Annotated in this window: 12 protein-coding genes; 4 read left to right on the top strand and 8 right to left on the bottom strand. The window is 33.2% G+C overall.

Features of this window, described 5'->3' with window-relative positions; genetic code table 11:
* Positions 1-160: 160 nt before the first annotated feature.
* From tnpA to gyrA, 3 genes are all read right to left on the bottom strand, one after another.
* Positions 161-562: an IS200/IS605 family transposase gene (tnpA, locus tag HKP48_RS05875; protein WP_296343806.1), complete on the bottom strand. Its 402-nt coding sequence runs from the start codon at positions 560-562 to the stop codon at positions 161-163.
* A gap of 295 nt (positions 563-857) precedes the next feature.
* A complete protein-coding gene (locus HKP48_RS05870; protein ID WP_296343804.1) occupies positions 858-2,141 on the bottom strand; it encodes a tetratricopeptide repeat protein in 1,284 nt (427 codons plus the stop codon).
* Between the two features lie 23 nt (positions 2,142-2,164).
* On the bottom strand, positions 2,165-4,687 hold the full coding sequence (gene gyrA, locus HKP48_RS05865; protein WP_296343802.1) for a DNA gyrase subunit A: 2,523 nt from the start codon (positions 4,685-4,687) through the stop codon (positions 2,165-2,167).
* A gap of 259 nt (positions 4,688-4,946) precedes the next feature.
* Here gyrA and HKP48_RS05860 point away from each other — a divergent pair, with 259 nt between their 5' ends.
* Entirely contained in the window at positions 4,947-7,499 is a 2,553-nt protein-coding gene (locus tag HKP48_RS05860) for an ATP-dependent Clp protease ATP-binding subunit (RefSeq protein WP_296343800.1), read from the top strand.
* 50 nt (positions 7,500-7,549) lie between these two features.
* Here HKP48_RS05860 and hutH read toward each other — a convergent pair whose 3' ends face one another.
* Positions 7,550-9,097, bottom strand: a complete 1,548-nt coding sequence (gene hutH, locus HKP48_RS05855; protein WP_296343797.1) for a histidine ammonia-lyase — start codon at positions 9,095-9,097, stop codon at positions 7,550-7,552.
* A gap of 4 nt (positions 9,098-9,101) precedes the next feature.
* The gene (locus HKP48_RS05850) at positions 9,102-10,661 is read right to left on the bottom strand and encodes an NAD(P)H-hydrate dehydratase (RefSeq protein WP_296343796.1); all 1,560 of its coding nucleotides are present in this window, start codon (positions 10,659-10,661) and stop codon (positions 9,102-9,104) included.
* 209 nt (positions 10,662-10,870) lie between these two features.
* Here HKP48_RS05850 and thrA point away from each other — a divergent pair, with 209 nt between their 5' ends.
* The 3 genes from thrA to thrC are packed head-to-tail and all read left to right on the top strand — an operon-like array spanning position 10,871 to position 15,533.
* Positions 10,871-13,318 (top strand): bifunctional aspartate kinase/homoserine dehydrogenase I, encoded by a 2,448-nt coding sequence (gene thrA, locus HKP48_RS05845; protein ID WP_296343794.1) that lies wholly within the window; start codon positions 10,871-10,873, stop codon positions 13,316-13,318.
* Between the two features lies 1 nt (position 13,319).
* A complete protein-coding gene (locus HKP48_RS05840; RefSeq protein WP_296343792.1) occupies positions 13,320-14,240 on the top strand; it encodes a homoserine kinase in 921 nt (306 codons plus the stop codon).
* Positions 14,241-15,533, top strand: coding sequence for a threonine synthase (gene thrC / locus HKP48_RS05835; RefSeq protein WP_296343790.1), 1,293 nt, complete (start codon positions 14,241-14,243; stop codon positions 15,531-15,533).
* On the opposite strand, the gene HKP48_RS05830 is transcribed toward thrC, so the two are convergent.
* Genes HKP48_RS05830 through HKP48_RS05820 form a run of 3 tightly spaced genes read right to left on the bottom strand, consistent with a single transcriptional unit; the run spans position 15,534 to position 19,049 of the window.
* Positions 15,534-16,280, bottom strand: a complete 747-nt coding sequence (locus HKP48_RS05830) for a hypothetical protein (RefSeq protein WP_296343788.1) — start codon at positions 16,278-16,280, stop codon at positions 15,534-15,536.
* Positions 16,264-17,889 (bottom strand): sulfatase-like hydrolase/transferase, encoded by a 1,626-nt coding sequence (locus HKP48_RS05825; protein ID WP_296343786.1) that lies wholly within the window; start codon positions 17,887-17,889, stop codon positions 16,264-16,266. Before HKP48_RS05825 ends, HKP48_RS05830 begins: the two co-directional genes overlap by 17 nt.
* The gene (locus tag HKP48_RS05820) at positions 17,889-19,049 is read right to left on the bottom strand and encodes a THUMP domain-containing protein (RefSeq protein ID WP_296343784.1); all 1,161 of its coding nucleotides are present in this window, start codon (positions 19,047-19,049) and stop codon (positions 17,889-17,891) included. The genes HKP48_RS05825 and HKP48_RS05820 overlap by 1 nt, the downstream gene beginning before the upstream one ends.
* Between the last annotated feature and the right edge of the window lie 69 nt (positions 19,050-19,118).

Genomic DNA, 19,118 nt, shown 5'->3' with positions numbered 1-19,118 from the left:
CATTTACTATTTCCTGTCGCTCAAATAATTCGAGGCTTTTGAAGTATTCTGTGAAATTTTGTGGTATCATGACTTTCGTTTTTACTAAAATACAACTTATTTAAGTCATATTATAGAATATAGCCTTATTTTTCAAACTTTTATAATCCTTTTCAACACCTTATTCCTTGACATAATTTGCTATCAATTTTTCAGTCCCATGTTGACTAACTGTATTCACAAAATATCCTTTACCCCAAAACTCACCTCCCCATAATTGCTTTTTTACTTCTGGACAACGTTTGAAAACTTCTCTGGCTACAATACTTTTTATCATAGTAACTATTTTTGTGATACTATAAGAAGGAACGCTTTGAATCAAAAAATGAACGTGGTTTTTGTCCGTTCCTATTTCTAAAAAATTAACTTCAAAACGTTTTTCTATATCATCACATATTTCAACTATAACTTTGTCGACTAAATCGGTTATAACAACCTGTCGATATTTTGCAATGCTCACAAAATGATATAGTAAAATTGTAACAGTATGACTTTTATGGATATATTTACTATTCTGTGACATCGAGTCACAAAATAGTAATAATTAACGAGGCAAGCCTCGAAGCAAAAAAAGAAATTTCATCATCATTATCATCATTTTAATTTAAGTGATTATTTCTATTTGCTAATCTAAAGGAGGTATTAAACCTGGAAGCGAATAAATCTAAATACATCAAACCTTTTAAAAGCTAAAATACCAAAATCCCAAATATTGTCGTTGACCCGAAACTAAGACCATTTTGAGACTTAAAAAAATGGTCGGAATTTCTTCCGACCATGACTGACCAATTTGGTCGCCTTTCTATTACAAATATGTACTAGTTTCTGGATTCTATATTTTCAATTTTTTGCTTTATAGACTTAAACTTCTCAGTTTCTCCAATAAAGCTATAAACGTTTTTTAATTGGTTCAATATAGACATGTTCTTTGTATCTGGATTTTTACTAATGAAACCTTCTAGCACTGCAGCACCATCTTTAAGAAATTCAATTTTCTGATTTCTGTACTCGTCATATTTCTTATTATCAGCTTCACTTGTCCCCAACTCATTCATCTTCTCATTTATTTCGTTGCCCTTGTTTATTTCTAAAGTTGATAAATTTAAAGCGGCATCTGCATAATCTGTTTTAATCTCCAAAGCCTTTTTAAAATACCTTTCGGCTTCTTCAGTAGCTCCAGAATTCATAGATAAAACTCCAACATTAAAGTTTAAAGATGCATTATTAGGCTCCATAGAAAGTGCTCTCTTGAACAATTCAAACGCTTTTTCTTTTTTATCTAACTTCAAATAAATATTACCCTCAGCTAACACTAAATTATAGTCATTATTAATATTCTTCTTAGCATCTTCTATTGCGGCAAGTGCCTTTTCACTTTTATCTTGGGATACATATATTAAGGCTATATTTTTTGCAATTTCAGCAGCTTTGGATTCTGACATAGCATCTCTAGGCTTTACGTGAAGCTTAGCCTTTACTGAGAAATCTCGTGTTTTTTTAGTAGAAAACATCTCTTCTTTTCCTGAATCTACATTAGTAGCAAAGTAATTCTTTTTAAGACCTGTATATCCTAAATCTTTTAATTTTAGATAGTAATCTAAAGAAGTATCATATGCTTTTGCTGATACAGCTGTAGAAGCTGCATAATAAAGATAAGTAGTATCCTTTAAGGATAATCCATAAGCTTTTTCAAAACCTTTAGATGCTTTTAAATATTCTTTATTCTGCAATGCTTCATCAGCATTTTTCAATACTGACTCTAACATTTTGGACTTCATTTCATTTACATCTTCAGTGTATTTAATCTTTCCAATTTTTGACTCATGCTCTTTCAAGATATCAAGCGTTTCAACAATTATATCAAAATCTAAGTCAGATGTGTTTCCATTTGCGTATAATGCTTGAGCTTTTAAGAAATAAAACTTTGACTTAGCCTTATCATCCATATTAGCCAACAAAGCTTCTGCTGCAGAAACATTAGCTTTTGCACTAGCAAAATCGTTTTTATTTAACGCCTTTTCTATAGCCTTAATCTCGTTTTTTTGTGCAAACGACATGGTGCCAATTACAAGTGCGCAAATTAAAGTTATCACTTTTTTCATTTTAATTATAAATTTAGTTAATCTTAGTTTCCAGTTTCATTATTATCAATCGCCGTGCCAGTTTCGTTAGTAGATTCATTATCAGTGTTTTGAACTTCTGGCTCCTCATCGTCTTTCATTACTTTTGCAACTGCGGCAATAGAATCATTTCCTTTAAGGTTAATTAGTTTTACACCTTGTGTTGCACGTCCCATGACACGTAAATCGGCCACTGCCATACGAATAGCAATGCCAGACTTATTGATAATCATCAAATCATCTTCATCTGTTACATTCTTAATTGCTACTAAATTACCGGTTTTTTCTGTAATAGAAATAGTTTTTACACCTTTTCCACCTCTATTGGTTACACGATAATCTTCTAGACTTGAACGTTTTCCGTAGCCATTTTCTGAAACCACAAGAATATTACTCTCCATATCATCTACCGCAATCATACCTATAACTTCATCTTTATCATGTTGCAGTGTAATTCCTCTTACACCAGAAGCATTACGCCCCATTGGACGAGTTTTAGCTTCTTCAAAACGAATGGCTTTGCCAGATTTTAAAGCTAACATTACTTGACTTTCGCCTGTAGTTAATTTTGCTTCTAAGAGCTCATCGTTTTCTTTAATTGTTATGGCGTTAATTCCGTTTGTTCTTGGACGAGAATACTGTTCAAGGGACGTTTTCTTCACCTGACCATTTTTGGTTGCCATAATCACATAATAATTATTAATGTAATCTTCATCCTTTAAGTCTTGTGTGCAAATAAATGCCATTACCTTATCATCTTGCTCAATATTGATTAAGTTTTGTATAGCACGTCCTTTAGAGGTTTTACTTCCTTCAGGAATTTCGTAAACACGCATCCAAAAACATTTTCCTTTTTGGGTAAAGAATAACATGTATTGGTGATTTGTACCAACAAATAGATGTTCTAAGAAATCTTCATTACGAGTGGTAGATGCTTTTTGACCAACTCCTCCTCTATTTTGTGTTTTGTATTCTGTTAATGAAGTACGCTTTATATAACCTGCATGAGAAATAGTAATAACCACTTTCTCGTCCGGAATCATATCCTCAATACTTAAATCGCCACCAGCATATTCGATTTGAGAGCGACGCTCATCACCATATTTAGATTGTACTTCTCGAAGTTCTTCTTTAATAATATCCATACGACGTTCTTTCTTGTCAAGGATATCTTTTAAATTTTCAATGGTTTTCATCAATTCCTCATACTCAGCTCTTAACTTGTCTTGTTCTAGACCTGTTAACTGGCGTAATCGCATTTCTACAATAGCCTTTGCTTGTATTTCAGACAACTCAAAACGTTCAATCAACTTTGCTCTTGCTTCATCGGCATTTGAAGATGCTCTTATGAGTGCAATCACTTCATCTATATTATCTGATGCAATAATTAATCCTTCTAAAATATGTGCACGCTCTTCGGCTTTTCGCAATTCGTATTTAGTACGTCTTACAACTACTTCATGCCTGTGCTCCACAAAATGTTGAATTAAATCTTTAAGATTCAACATTTCCGGTCGACCTTTAACCAGTGCAATATTATTAACACTAAAAGAAGACTGAAGAGCTGTATATTTATATAATTTGTTAAGTACAATATTAGGTATTGCATCACGCTTTAATACATAAACGATTCGCATACCGTTTCTATCAGACTCATCTCTAATTGTAGAAATCCCTTCGATTTTCTTATCGTTGACTAAGTCAGCCGTCTTCTTAATCATATCAGCTTTATTAACCTGATACGGAATTTCATTAACAATTATACATTCTCTTCCATTAACCTCTTCGATATTGGCTTTACCCCGTAAAACAATTCTGCCGCGACCTGTATGAAAAGCTTCTCGTACACCATCATAGCCATATATAGTTCCTCCTGTAGGAAAATCTGGTGCTTTGATGTGCTGCATTAGCTCATCAATCTCTATATCTTTATTATCTATGAAGGCGATAGTACCATTAACAACTTCAGTTAAATTATGAGGTGGCATATTTGTAGCCATACCTACTGCGATACCAGATGCACCATTAATTAATAAGCCTGGAATACGTGTTGGCAAAACTGTTGGCTCTTGTAATGTATCGTCGAAATTTAGCTTATGGTCTACCGTTTCTTTATCAATATCTGCCAACATGTCTTCAGAAATCTTACGCATACGCGCTTCCGTATAACGCATTGCTGCTGGACTATCGCCATCGATAGAACCGAAATTCCCTTGACCATCTACTAGCATATACCTTAAACTCCACTCTTGTGCCATACGCACCATTGTGTCGTAAACCGAGGTATCACCATGTGGATGATATTTACCTAAAACTTCACCAACAATTCTAGCTGATTTTTTATGTGCTGTGTTTGATCTAACACCAAGTTCGTGCATGCCGTAAAGGACACGTCTATGCACAGGTTTTAATCCATCCCTAACGTCTGGTAAAGCACGTGACACAATGACTGACATCGAATAATCGATGTAAGCCGATTTCATTTCATCTTCAATGTTAATAGGGATTAATTTTTCGCCTTCTGCCATATTATAAATGTTAATTTATTTGCTTAATTTTCGTAACATGCTAATATAGGAATTTCATTAGGTTTGAGCTTGTTTTTTATTAATGCTTTTAGGGGTATTTATTAACAATTTTACACCTGTTTTTCGTTAATAACTACTAGCTTCGAAATTTTGATTTAACAAGCTTTTTTAGTCAATTCGTTAATTTCTTAATAATAAGGTATAGTTTTTGCCTTATTCATGTTGAATTTATTATTTTTAATGCAGAACGATTTTTAATATGGACGATAATTTTTCACCTAGAGTAAAAGATGTCATTGCCTACAGTAAAGAGGAAGCTCTACGACTAGGACACGACTTTATTGGTACTGAGCATCTTATGCTTGGATTACTCAGAGATGGTAGTGGTAAAGCTATAGATATTTTAAACTCACTTGATGTAGATTTAAATCATTTACGCAGAAAAGTTGAAATACTTAGTCCCGCAAACCCCAACATAGCTGTAGTTTCTAATGAGAAAAAAAACTTACACCTTACAAGACAAGCTGAGCGCGCTTTGAAAACTACTTTTTTAGAAGCCAAATTATTTCAAAGTACATCAATTAATACAGCACATTTATTATTGTGCATTTTACGCAACGAAAACGACCCAACAACCAAACTTTTGAATAAGATGAAGGTCGACTATGATAACACAAAAGAAGAATTTAAATCTATGATAACAAACAAGGACGATTTCTTAGAAACTCCAAGAGCGGAGTCATTCTCTGATGACGACATGAGTGACTCAGAAGACAATGCAAAGCAAAATCCTTTCGGTGGAGCATCTCAAAAAGGTAATAAAAAATCTAAGACACCAGTTTTAGACAACTTTGGAAGAGATTTAACCATATTAGCCGAAGAGGGTAAACTAGATCCTGTAGTAGGTCGTGAAGAAGAAATACAACGTGTTTCTCAGATACTCAGTAGACGTAAGAAAAATAATCCGCTTTTAATTGGAGAACCTGGAGTTGGTAAATCTGCAATTGCCGAAGGTTTAGCATTACGCATCATTAAACGAAAAGTATCTCGTACACTCTTTAATAAACGCGTTGTAACTCTAGATTTGGCCAGTTTAGTTGCAGGTACAAAATACAGAGGACAGTTTGAAGAGCGTATGAAAGCAGTAATGAATGAGCTTGAAAAGAATGATGATATCATTTTATTTATTGACGAAATCCATACTATAGTGGGAGCTGGAGGTGCGACTGGTAGTCTCGATGCTTCCAACATGTTTAAACCTGCCTTAGCACGTGGCGAAATACAATGTATAGGCGCAACAACTCTTGATGAATATAGACAATACATTGAAAAAGATGGCGCTCTAGAACGTCGTTTTCAGAAAGTCATTATTGAACCGACAACAGTTGAGGAAACCATTGAAATACTCAATAACATTAAAAGCAAATACGAAGAGCATCATAATGTAGACTATACAGATGAAGCTATTGAAGCCTGTGTGAAATTAACGAACCGTTACATGACGGAGCGCTTTTTACCAGACAAAGCAATTGATGCTTTAGATGAAGCAGGTTCTCGTGTCCATATCACTAATATTAATGTGCCTAAACAAATCATTGAGCTCGAAAAACAGCTTGAAGAAGTTAGGGAAACTAAGAATTCTGTTGTTAAAAAACAGAAATATGAGGAAGCTGCTAAGCTAAGAGATGATGAGAAACGTATTGAAAAAGATTTAGCACTAGCTCAAGAAAAATGGGAAGATGAAACCAAATTACATCGCGAAGTTGTTACTGAAGACAATGTTGCGGACGTTATTTCAATGATGACAGGTATTCCTGTGAATAAAATTGCGCAAACCGAAATTACTAAACTGGCAGAATTACCAAATCTTATAAAAGGTCGAGTCATTGGCCAAGACAATGCGGTAAAAAAGGTTGTAAAAGCCATTCAGCGTAATCGTGCTGGACTTAAAGACCCAAATAAACCAATTGGTTCGTTTATATTTTTAGGTCAAACAGGTGTCGGTAAAACGCAGTTGGCAAAAGTCTTAGCTAATGAGTTATTCGATAATGATGATGCACTCATAAGAATTGACATGAGTGAATACATGGAAAAATTCGCCATATCACGTTTGATTGGTGCACCTCCAGGCTATATAGGTTATGAAGAAGGTGGACAATTAACAGAGAAAGTTCGTCGCAAGCCTTATGCAGTTATTCTTTTAGATGAAATTGAAAAAGCCCATCCAGACGTTTTTAATATGTTATTACAGGTTTTAGATGATGGTTATTTAACAGATAGTCTAGGCCGAAAAATCGATTTTAGAAACACCATTATTATAATGACATCTAACATCGGTGCACGAAAGTTAAAAGATTTTGGGACTGGTGTTGGCTTCGGAACAGCTGCAAAAGAATCTCAAGCTGCAGACCATGCCAAAAGAGTAATTGAAAATGCTTTGAAAAAGGCTTTTGCTCCAGAATTCTTAAATCGTATTGACGATGTCGTTGTGTTCAATACTCTTGAGAAAGAGGACATCAACAAAATTATTGATATCGAATTGGTTAAATTAGTTAAACGTATTGATGATTTAGGTTATAAACTGAAACTTTCAGCAAAAGCAAAAGACTATATTGCTGATAAAGGTTTTGACCAACAATATGGCGCAAGACCTCTTAAAAGAGCTATTCAAAAGTATATTGAAGATGCGTTAGCTGAAGAAATAATTAGTTCTAAAATTCAAGAAGGTGATACTATTTCTATAGATTTGGATGAAAAAGCCGATGAACTTAAGATTAAGGTTAAATCTTCTGAAAAGCCTAAAGAATCGTAGCATATCGATTATATATAATAAAAAGCCATTTCTGTTGAAATGGCTTTTTTTTATTGTGCTAATAAATCCGTTTTTATTCCATAGTCATTAAGGAATAACTCAAAATCTGTAATATTATATTTTTTTAAAAACTCAATAGATTTTTCAATATCATCATGAAGAATTTCATCTTTTTTTATAAAGGGTACTTCTTTCCTATAAGCTGCTAGAAAAAGTTCAATAAATTTTGAGGATTTTAAAGGTCTTCTAAATTCTATAGCCTGAGAAGCATTAAATAATTCAATAGCTATGATACGCTCAACATTTCGGATTAAATTATAAGCCTGCACAGCAGCATTTGCACCCATACTTACATGGTCTTCTTGTCCATTACTAGACACAATACTATCTACACTAGCAGGTGTTGCCAATTGCTTATTTGCACTTACGATACTTGCTGCTGTATATTGTGGAATCATAAATCCTGAATTTAGTCCTGGGTTGTTTACTAAAAATGCTGGTAACCCACGAAGACCAGATACCAATTGAAAAACTCGTCTCTCTGAAATGTTTCCTATCTCTGCCATAGCTATTTTCAAATAATCGAAAGCTAATGCCAAAGGTTGACCGTGAAAATTTCCGGCCGAAATAATTTCATCTTCATCTGGAAAAATATTTGGATTATCAGTCACAGAATTAATTTCAGTAATCATGGTTTTTTCAACAAAATCTATAGTATCTTTTGTAGCGCCATGGACTTGCGGAATACATCTAAACGAATATGGGTCTTGCACATGCTTTTTTGGCTGAGTAATTATTTCACTATCCTTTAAAAATTCTCGAAATCGACGAGCGACTTTAAGCTGGCCAACATGCGGACGAATCATATGTACTAAATCGTTAAAGGGTTCAATTCTGCCATCAAAAGCATCTAAAGAAATACTAGCTACAATATCTACCAGATATGATGATTTATGAGATAAAAGCAAGCAATAAACACCGTAAGCCGTCATGAACTGAGTACCGTTTAACAAAGCTAAACCTTCTTTTGCCTCTAGTTTAATAGGCTTCCAATTAAACTTCTTCAAAACAGTTGTTGTGTTAACCAAACGGTTTTGGTAAGTTACTTTTCCTTTTCCTATTATTGGCAAAGATAAATGTGCCAATGGTACCAAATCTCCAGAAGCTCCTAAAGAACCCTGAGTGTAAACAAACGGGAGAATATCATTATTAAAAAAACCAATTAAACGTTTTACGGTTGCTAACTGTACACCACTATTCCCAAAACTTAAAGATTTTATCTTTAATAAAAGCATAATCTTTACAATGGCTTCTGGTACTTTGTCACCTGTTCCGCATGCGTGAGACATTACTAAGTTTTCTTGAAGTGTTGTTAAGTCTTTTTTTGAAATTTCTACATTATATAAAGAGCCAAACCCTGTATTAATACCATAAAACGGATTATCGTTTTCCGCTAATTTTTTATCTAAATACGCTTTTGATTTTTTGATTTTAGAAACTACATCACTTGAAAGTTTTAGCTTTTTATTTTCAAAAATTATAGCGTTAATATCCTTTAGGGTTAATAAGGAATCAGAAATAGTATAATAAGTTGTCATCTAATTAGTTATTTTCTTCTGCTTCTGTTTCTTCTTCTACTTGTGGTTGTTCTGGTTGCTTAAATAAATCAATGTAGGCATCACCTAGATAATCTATAATATGACTTGCTAATAAACTTTGATAGCCGTATTCTTCTAATGCTAAGTCTCCTGCTCTACCATGTAGATAAACACCAAAAATTGCAGCCTCGATAGGGCTGTAATTCTGGCATAATAATCCTGTAATAATGCCTGTTAATACATCACCAGAACCTGCAGTTGCCATACCTGGATTACCAGTTACGTTAATAAATTTCTTATGACCCAAAACTGATATTGTATTCGTTCCCTTAATAACTACAATAACCTTATACTTTACAGAAAAATCTGATGTTTTCTTTAACTTATCAAAATCGTCTGTCCACTTGCCTATTAGACGCTCTAACTCTTTTGGATGTGGTGTTATTATTGAATTTTCAGGAACGAGTTTTAATAACGCTTTTTGCTTAGATAAAATATTTAAGGCATCAGCATCAATGACTAATGGCATTTTGTTTGTTTTTAAAAACTTTTCAAAAGCTGAGACTGTCTCAATTGATTTTCCTAATCCCACACCGATACCGATTGCAGATGTTTCAATTTCAAAATCTATAGCGGTAATACTATTTTCGTCATCATCCGTGATAATCATAGCTTCTGGCAAATTCGACTGCAACGGAATGTAACCACATCGCGGTACAAATGCAGTAGCCATTCCTGCACCTGCCGTCAAAAGGGACTTAGTGGCTAGATGTACTGCTCCGATTTTACCATGACTACCACCAATAATGAGACCATGTCCAAAGTCTCCTTTATGAGAAAACTTATCTCTAGGTTTATATATAGGTAGAACTTCGTTTTTTGAAATTAATTCCGTTTCAGTATCAATAGCCATAAGGTAATCACGGTCAATACCAATATCAATAACTTCCCATTGTAAAGTATAGCCTGCTGTTTCAGGCAAAAAGAAAACTAATTTAGGCGATTGAAAACTCAATGTGTAATTGGCTTTTACAACACCATTAGTGTCTTCAACTGGTTTATTGGTATACAACCCTGAAGGAATATCAACCGAAAGTGTAAATGCCTCAGAGGTTTTAAAATGGGTAAAAAGTGTTTTTATCCAATTCTCAATAGGACGGTTGAGACCAATACCAAATATAGCATCTACAATAATATCATCTTTATGCATTTGAGGAAATTCACTTTCGCACTTTATTAATTGGGGCCATTTTTTTGTCACTTCTTTAACCTTATCATAACTGGTTAAAAAATCCTTAGAGCGACTATTCCCACAATTAACAATATATACCTCGACATTATAACCATGAGTTATTAAGTGTCTAGCCAATACTAAACCATCACCACCATTATTGCCAATACCACAAAATACGTGAACAGGAACTTGCGCACCTTGCATTCGCATATGCATCCAATTGAAAATCTGAAGACCAGCACGCTCCATAAGTTCTGAAGGTGGGAGCTGTTGTCGCTCTTCAGTTATTTTATCACCTTCATAAATTTGTTCTTTGGAAAAGATTTTCATTCTTAATTATTTTATTAAATAATCGGCTTGGATTATATTTTTTTATTGAGGTAAAAATAATACATTTGATTAGCAATGCTGATAAAATAACTGAATGCATTAAAGGCAAAGGCTATTAAATCCGCAAAACGCCTAATATTAAACGATTTAGTTTTAATATTATCGTTCTCAATCTATAATAAATCTATAAGTTTTCAAACTGCAACGCTATGAAAGTTTTGAAATTTGGCGGAACATCAGTTGGTTCTGCTACAACCATAAATAATGTCATTTCAATTTTAGAAAAAAAATCTAAAAATAATACCATAATTGTTGTGGTATCAGCAGTCGGTGGTATCACAGATAAGCTATTATATGCTGCCCATTTGGCTATTGAAAAAGACAAAGATTACAAGGATGTGTTTCTACGGATAAAAGACATACACATTGACCTTGTAAAACAACTCATCCCTACTGATAATGAGTCTATTGTTTCTGCAATTGAAATCAAATTAGATAGCCTTAATAATCTACTAGAAGGTCTTTATTTATTAAACGATTTAACACCAAAAATCTCTGATAAGCTCTTTAGTTATGGAGAATTACTATCTTCTTATATTATTGCTGAAACAATGAAATCGAGAGAATTAGATGTTATTAGAAAAAATTCTCAAGAGTTGATTGTTACTAATTCTAATCATGGTAATGCCGAAATTAGCAGGAAAGAAACTGAAGAAAACATAAAAGAATATTTTATACAAAATTCACAAAGTATAACAATTCTTCCAGGTTTTGTCGCTAAATCTAATACTGGAGAGGAAACAACTCTAGGGCGAGGTGGTTCTGATTATACTGCTGCAATAGTTGCTGCCGCTTTAAAAGCTGATGTTTTAGAAATTTGGACTGACGTTAGCGGCATGTATACGGCCAATCCTAATTTGGTGAAACAAGCTATCCCAATTAAGCAATTATCGTTTCAAGAAGCTATGGAATTATCGCATTTTGGCGCAAAAGTGCTATATCCACCAACAGTACAACCCGTGGAGGATGCAAATATTCCTATACTGATAAAAAATACGATGCAACCTGACGATGCTGGCACCAAAATTTCTGATGAAAAAAATGCATCAATCAAAAATCCTGTAAAAGGCATCACACATATAAATAATATTGCTCTTTTAACTTTGCAAGGACCAGGTATGGTAGGTATTCCAGGGTTTTCAAAACGCTTGTTTGAAATATTAGCACAAGAAAAAATCAATGTCATATTTATTACCCAAGCTTCATCGGAGCATGCTATTTGTTTTGGAATAGATATTAAAGACTCTGAAGTTGCAGAAAATGCAATTAATAAAGCTTTTGAATACGAGATAACATTGAAAAAAATAGATCCTATTATTGTTGAATCAGGACTATCCATTATTGCCTTAATTGGTGATAATATGAAAAACCATCAAGGTATTAGCGGTCGTATGTTTAGTACACTCGGAAAAAACAATATTAATGTAAGAGCTATAGCGCAAGGCGCTTCAGAACGAAATATCTCTGCGGTTATTGGCGAGAATGATGCAAGTAAGGCTCTTAATGCATTACATGAACGCTTTTTCGAAGTTCAGAATAAGCGACTTAACGTATTTATTGTTGGTGTTGGGAATGTAGGTGAACGGCTTATAGACCAAATTGAGCAACAGTATAGTTTTTTAAAGAAAAAACTTAAAATTGATGTTAGGATAGTTGGTATGGCTAACTCCCGAAAAATGGTATTCAACGAAAATGGTATTGATTTAGAAGATTGGCCATCAGCTTTTGACTTTGCAGAACAGTCTAATTTAGAACGTTTTTTTAACAAAGTATTAGAGCTAAACTTACATAATAGCATTTTTGTTGATATTACTGCAGACGAAAAAGTTTCTGATTGGTATGCTCCATATTTACACCATAGCATTTCTGTTGTTGCATGCAATAAAATTGCGTGTTCTGGTTCATATAGTACTTATAAAAACTTACACGATTTAGCACTAAATTTCAACACCTCTTTTTTATACGAAACTAATGTTGGCGCAGGTTTACCAATTATAAATACTTTGAATAATTTGGTAGCCTCTGGTGATAAGGTCACCAGTATAGAAGCCGTTTTATCTGGGAGTTTGAATTTTGTGTTCAATAATTTTGGTGACCATACAAACTTTCATGACACCGTAAAACGTGCACAATTTGAAGGCTATACAGAACCTGACCCACGTATAGATTTAAGTGGTATCGATGTCGCAAGAAAAATATTGATACTAGCTCGCGAAAACGGTGAAAAAATGGAGATTGAAGATATCAAAAACGAATCTTTTTTAACTAAAGCCAACTTAGAAAGCATATCTGTTGATGATTTTTATGATACGCTAAAGGAAGACGAATCGCATTTTCAGCAAATTTACGCTTCTGCTAAAGCAAACAATTGTCAATTAAAGTATGTGGCAGAATTTAAAAACGGGAAGGCTAAAGTAGGCTTACGAGAAATTTCTGAAGGTCACCCATTTTACAATTTAGAAGGTAAAGACAACATAGTAATGTTTTACACTGAACGTTATCCTGAACAGCCCTTAATAGTTAAAGGTGCTGGTGCAGGTGCAGATGTCACGGCTTCAGGACTATTTGCAGATATTATTAAAATTGGGAATAAATAATATGGACAGCATTAAAATATTCTCACCCGCTACCGTAGCCAATGTCTCTTGTGGTTTTGATGTACTAGGCTTTTGTTTGGATAGTATTGGAGATGAAATGATTATTCATAAAACTTTAGAGAAAGGTATTAGAATTACAAAAATTAAAGGCGCAGAATTACCTTTTGAAACAGAAAAAAATGTAGCAGGAGTTTCGGCTCTAGCCATGTACAATGCCATAAATCCCGATTGTGGTTTTGATATTGAAATTTATAAAAAGATTAAACCTGGTAGTGGTATTGGGAGCAGTGCCGCTAGTGCTGCCGGAAGTGTTTTTGGGATGAATGTTTTGTTAGGAAATCCACTAGACAAAACAGAACTCACAAAATATGCGCTAAAAGGCGAAGCTTTAGCTAGCGAATGTGAACATGCAGATAATTTGGCGCCTGCTATATTCGGAGGATTTACTTTAGTTAGAAGTGTAGACCCTGTTGATATTTTACAATTACCCACTCCAGATGATTTGTATGTAACACTAATTCACCCTCAAATTGAAATCAAAACAGCCGAAGCTAGAGCTATTTTACCAAAACAGATAGCACTACAAAATGCTATAACGCAATGGTCTAACGTAGGGAGTTTGGTTCATGCTTTACATACAAACGATTATGATTTACTAAGTAAATCACTTAGTGATGTTATTATAGAACCTCACAGAAAACAGCTTATTCCTTATTTTGATACTATTAAATCATCAGCAATTGATTCTGGTGCATTGGGTTGTGGGATTTCAGGTTCTGGTCCTTCTATATTCGCACTGACCAAAGGTGAGAAAATTGCAAAACACGTAGAAAAAGCTTTTAATTCTGTTTATTCAAAAACTAATATTAAATACTACACTTTTGTATCGAAAATAAATACACAAGGTATTAAAATTTTATAGATGAAATACTACAGTCTAAATAAAGAAGCACCGAATACAACTTTTGAAGATGCCGTAGTAAGAGGATTGGCACCTGACAAAGGCTTATATTTTCCGGAAAAAATAACACCTCTACCCGATTCTTTTTTTCAGAGTATTAATAAAAAATCAAATCCAGAAATAGCTTATGAAGCTATTAAACAATTTGTTGGTCATGAAATTCCTGAAACAGACCTAAAATCTATTATTGAAGAGACTTTATGTTTCGATTTTCCTGTTATAGAATTTAATGAAAGCGTATCTACTCTAGAATTATTTCATGGTCCAACAATGGCATTTAAAGATGTTGGCGCACGTTTCATGGCACGTTGCTTAGGTTATTTTAATAAAAATAACTCAAGAAATATTACAGTCCTTGTAGCAACATCAGGAGACACTGGTGGCGCAGTAGCAAATGGATTTTTAGGTGTTAAAGGTGTAAATGTTGTTATTTTATACCCTAGCGGAAAAGTGAGCGACATACAAGAAAAGCAACTCACAACACTTGGTCAAAACATTACAGCGCTAGAAGTGGATGGTGTATTTGACGATTGTCAAGATATGGTGAAGCAAGCTTTTGTAGATGATAGTCTAACTAGTGCAATACAATTAACCTCTGCAAACTCTATAAATATTGCGCGTTGGTTGCCACAACTTTTTTACTTTATGTTTGCCTACAAGCAGCTAAAATCTAAATACAAAAACATTTCGTTTTCTGTACCTAGTGGAAATTTTGGTAATGTTTGTGCAGGAATGGTTGCGCAAAAATTAGGTTTACCAATTCGTCATTTTATTGCTTCAAATAATGAAAATAATGTAGTTACAAATTATTTAAAGACTAACACCTATCTTCCAAAGGCTTCTGTACAAACCATTAGTAATGCTATGGATGTGGGCAATCCAAGTAATTTCATTAGAATAAAAGAATTATACGATTCTGATTTTAAAGCTTTAAAAAAAAACCTGTCCTCTTATAGTTTTTCTGATAATAAAACTCGAGAAGCACTATCTGAAATTTATTTGAGCTACAATTATATAGCTGACCCACATGGCGCAGTTGGCTATCTTGGTGCAAAAGAACATTTAAAACATAAACCAGACGATCATGTCGTGTTTTTAGAAACCGCACACCCAACAAAGTTTTTGGATGTTGTTGAAGATGTTATTAATATTAAAGTAGATTTACCAGAACAAATAAAATCTGTAATTGACAAAGAAAAAAAATCAATAAAAATTTTAGACTATAACGACCTAAAGACTTTTTTGTTAGACTAATTATCTATTACCGTTAAAAGCATTATACCTAGCCAAAACCACTTTAACTTTATTGTCACCTAGTAGTTTTCTAATTTTAAAAAAGTCTTTATTAAAATCTGAAGATATAGCCCATAAATACAAATCTTTATTTGGAAATGCTTTTGATAAACGTTCGTAGTCTGTATAGTTAGATGACAATACTAATTTTGGATTATTACGTAAGACAGAATTAATATATTTAAGTTCATTTTCAGCTTCACTTTCGGACATTTTCTTAAGCTTGGGGTTAACATAATATGAAGACTTAAAACCAGCTTTCACAAAGCGATGTAATGCCTCTGGATTTAGAGACTCTATTAAAACTTTATCTATCGGGCAATTATATTTTTCTAAAACAGAACTTATCCTGTCAAATATCAATGAATCATTTTCAATAGTAAGATTTTTAATGTCTAACCATAAACTTGGCTTTTCAGATATATCTAAATTCCTGATGTATGTATCAAAATTAAGGTGTATTGATTCAGCAGGTGGATGATTAACATCTAATATATTACTATCCTGAACATAAACTAAATCTAGCTCTAAACCATCAAAATACATAACTGCACTTTTCTGTTTTTCTAAACTATTAACTCGGTGCGCCCATATTTTATCGTAATGCCCAGCAAATAAGACTTTATAAGGACTAAACTTATGATACATGCAAAATGCTGCAAAAAAAACAAAACCCAAAAGAAGATATTTTCTAGTTTTTGCTGTCATAATCAATGCCATTTTTTATGAGTCTTTTCTTAGGCTTAAAATCATTACTAAAAATACTTTTTTCAGTATTATAATCTTCAAACTTAATTCCTGTAATATCCGAAAAACTGTGTATAAAATCTTCAAGATGATAAGGTGTTGACAATATATTGGTAGTATTTAGGTCATCAAACATTTTCTTATCAGATGTCCACAGAATAAAAGGCACCTCATACATAGGCATAGTTGCTAAATATTCGTTATGACCTAAATTCTTATTTTGAGACCAATATACGTCATCACCGTGGTCAGAAAAATAGACCACTGAGCTTTTTACATTTTTACATTTAACTATTTTAATAATTTCACTTACTACATAATCGTTATGCCTAATAGCATTGTCGTATTCATTAATTATCTTTTTTGCTTTTCTGTTTTTGTACTTCGAAGGATAATCGGTCTCTGTGAAGTAGATGTAATCATAAGGGTAACGGCTACTGTACCTTGAATGTGTCCCTGATAAATGAATAAATATGACTTTTTTATTAGCAGTATCTAAAATATAGTTTTCAAATTCTGGCAAAAGATCTGTATCATATATTTTAAAGTCTGTATTTTCATTAGTTTTAAACTTTTGCTCGTCAGAAGCATTACTAATAATCGACACAAAGCTTTCATATAAGCCAATAGGTCTTTGGTTTGATAACCAATACGTTTTATAGCCAGCCATATTTGCCAATTGAACTAAGGATGCATTATTACTTTTATTTGGCTCATTGATGTCTGATAAAGTTAAAATCTTATCTAAAGAAAGTATAGTATGTGTATGTGGACTTATAACATCTCTAAAGACCAAGAGCTCATCTTTTAGCTTTAATAATTCTGGATTCGTAGCTCTATCATAACCATAAAGTTCCATATTTCTTCTAGAAGTAGACTCGCCTATAATAACCACATGAGTTTGCCTGTCTGCCACCTTAGAGACATCATTTAAAAATTGACTTGTTTTACTATTAAGTTCTGACTTTAATTCTTCTTTATAATCCGTATAATCTTGAAAAGAATTATAGGTTATAAACAAAATATTTTCATTTTGAAGCCTTTTATTGGCTACAAAAAAAATACCCGAAAATAAAACTAGAGATACTATTTTGTTTGAATATGAAAATCTATTCGCTAAATGAAAATCAAAGCGTTTTTTTACACCCTTAAAAGACACTAAAAGTATTAAAGAAAAGACTCCAAATGATATAATTAATAACGTCTGAAGATCAAAATAGTCTGTTAGAAAAGATTTTGTCTCTTCTACATTCGACTCGAAAATAACAAACAATGCTGATGCCGAAATACGCACTCCGTAATGATAATAAAACGAAAGCTTAAAAACCACTAAAAACGATAAAACCAAAACAACGAGATATGCCCAAAATTTTCTAAAGAATCTATTATTAACCATAATTAAGGGAAATGCAAAGAGCAAAATAGTGAAGCCAAAAGCTGCAATTTCTTTAATATGAATTTTAAGAAAAGGTATATAAATAAATCCAAGTATTATTAATAATAACAGTGGATAGAATAATAAAAGTAAAAAGGTTGTATTGGTATCTAAAAATTTAATAAATGCCTTCATTATAAGTTTTTCTTAGTCTTCCGGCTACCTTCATACATTTCGTATTTGACTAAACGCGATTCTAACTTTGCATTAAAAACTTTAATTTTTCGAGAAGGACGTAAACCCACAGATTTTAGAGCTTCTAAATTTGAAGTAATCAACCAAGCATTAGTGTTAGAATAACCATGCTTTAAGGTTGTGCCAATGTTTCCATAGAACTCTTCAACGTTTAAGTTTTCTAAACGCTCTCCATAAGGTGGATTAAAAACCATCGTTAATTTATCTGTTCCCGCTTTTTGAGTTTTAAAGAAATCTTCATGCTGAATATGTACAAATTCATCTAAATGCGCATTCTTTATATTATCTTTTGCTTTATGTACAGCTGAAGGTGACTTATCATATCCGATAATTTTATAATGAAAATCTCTAGTTTTCTTTAAAAGCGATTCTTCAATTTTTTCAAACAAATCCACGTCCCAATCATTCCAACGTTCAAAAGCAAATTCCTTACGCATTAAATTAGGCGGAATATTACAAGCAATCATCGCTGCTTCGGCAAGCATTGTCCCACTACCACACATCGGGTCCATAAAATCGGTTTGACCGTCCCAACCACTCATCATAATTAATCCTGCCGCTAAAACCTCATTAATTGGTGCAATATTAGTAGCTGTTTTGTAACCACGACGGTGCAAAGATTCGCCAGAAGTATCCAAAGAAATCGTGCAACGTTGACGGTCTATATGTACATTAATCTTTAAATCTGGGAAACGCAAATCTACATTTGGACGTGTGCCATTTTGCTCTCTAAAACGGTCTACAATGGCATCCTTAGTTTTTAGTGCAGTGTATTGCGAATGAGTAAAAACACTATGATGAACAGTCGCATCAACGGCTAAGGAACCATCTGCTTTTAAATAGTTTTCCCATTTAATATTCTTTACATTTTTGTACAAATCGTCTTCTCGAGTTACTCGAAACGATTTTATAGGTTTCAATATTTTAATTGCTGTTCTTATACCCAAATTTACTTTGTACATAAAACCTTTGTCACCATCAAAAGTGACTACGCGAACCCCTTTTTCGATGTTCATTGCGCCCATTTGCAATAATTCTTTTGCTAAAATATCTTCAAAGCCAAATAAAGTTTTGGCTACCATTTTAAAATTTCCGTCCATTTATTTCGTCAAATATCAAATCTCATTAATAGAATCGATAGGTTACAAAAATACAGTATTTTTGTGAGG

Source organism: Winogradskyella sp. (genome assembly GCF_013042245.1).
Taxonomy (GTDB): domain Bacteria; phylum Bacteroidota; class Bacteroidia; order Flavobacteriales; family Flavobacteriaceae; genus Winogradskyella.
The sequence above is the reverse complement of the archived record's forward strand: the minus strand, read 5'-3'. Positions and strand labels throughout refer to the sequence as shown.

What these genes read in the sequence shown, in the direction of transcription:
- tnpA (WP_296343806.1), bottom strand. Translation starts at nt 562, where the DNA reads ATGTCACAGAATAGTAAATATATCCATAAAAGTCATACTGTTACAATT.
- HKP48_RS05870 (WP_296343804.1), bottom strand. Translation starts at nt 2,141, where the DNA reads ATGAAAAAAGTGATAACTTTAATTTGCGCACTTGTAATTGGCACCATG.
- gyrA (WP_296343802.1), bottom strand. Translation starts at nt 4,687, where the DNA reads ATGGCAGAAGGCGAAAAATTAATCCCTATTAACATTGAAGATGAAATG.
- HKP48_RS05860 (WP_296343800.1), top strand. Translation starts at nt 4,947, where the DNA reads ATGGACGATAATTTTTCACCTAGAGTAAAAGATGTCATTGCCTACAGT.
- hutH (WP_296343797.1), bottom strand. Translation starts at nt 9,097, where the DNA reads ATGACAACTTATTATACTATTTCTGATTCCTTATTAACCCTAAAGGAT.
- HKP48_RS05850 (WP_296343796.1), bottom strand. Translation starts at nt 10,661, where the DNA reads ATGAAAATCTTTTCCAAAGAACAAATTTATGAAGGTGATAAAATAACT.
- thrA (WP_296343794.1), top strand. Translation starts at nt 10,871, where the DNA reads ATGAAAGTTTTGAAATTTGGCGGAACATCAGTTGGTTCTGCTACAACC.
- HKP48_RS05840 (WP_296343792.1), top strand. Translation starts at nt 13,320, where the DNA reads ATGGACAGCATTAAAATATTCTCACCCGCTACCGTAGCCAATGTCTCT.
- thrC (WP_296343790.1), top strand. Translation starts at nt 14,241, where the DNA reads ATGAAATACTACAGTCTAAATAAAGAAGCACCGAATACAACTTTTGAA.
- HKP48_RS05830 (WP_296343788.1), bottom strand. Translation starts at nt 16,280, where the DNA reads ATGACAGCAAAAACTAGAAAATATCTTCTTTTGGGTTTTGTTTTTTTT.
- HKP48_RS05825 (WP_296343786.1), bottom strand. Translation starts at nt 17,889, where the DNA reads ATGAAGGCATTTATTAAATTTTTAGATACCAATACAACCTTTTTACTT.
- HKP48_RS05820 (WP_296343784.1), bottom strand. Translation starts at nt 19,049, where the DNA reads ATGGACGGAAATTTTAAAATGGTAGCCAAAACTTTATTTGGCTTTGAA.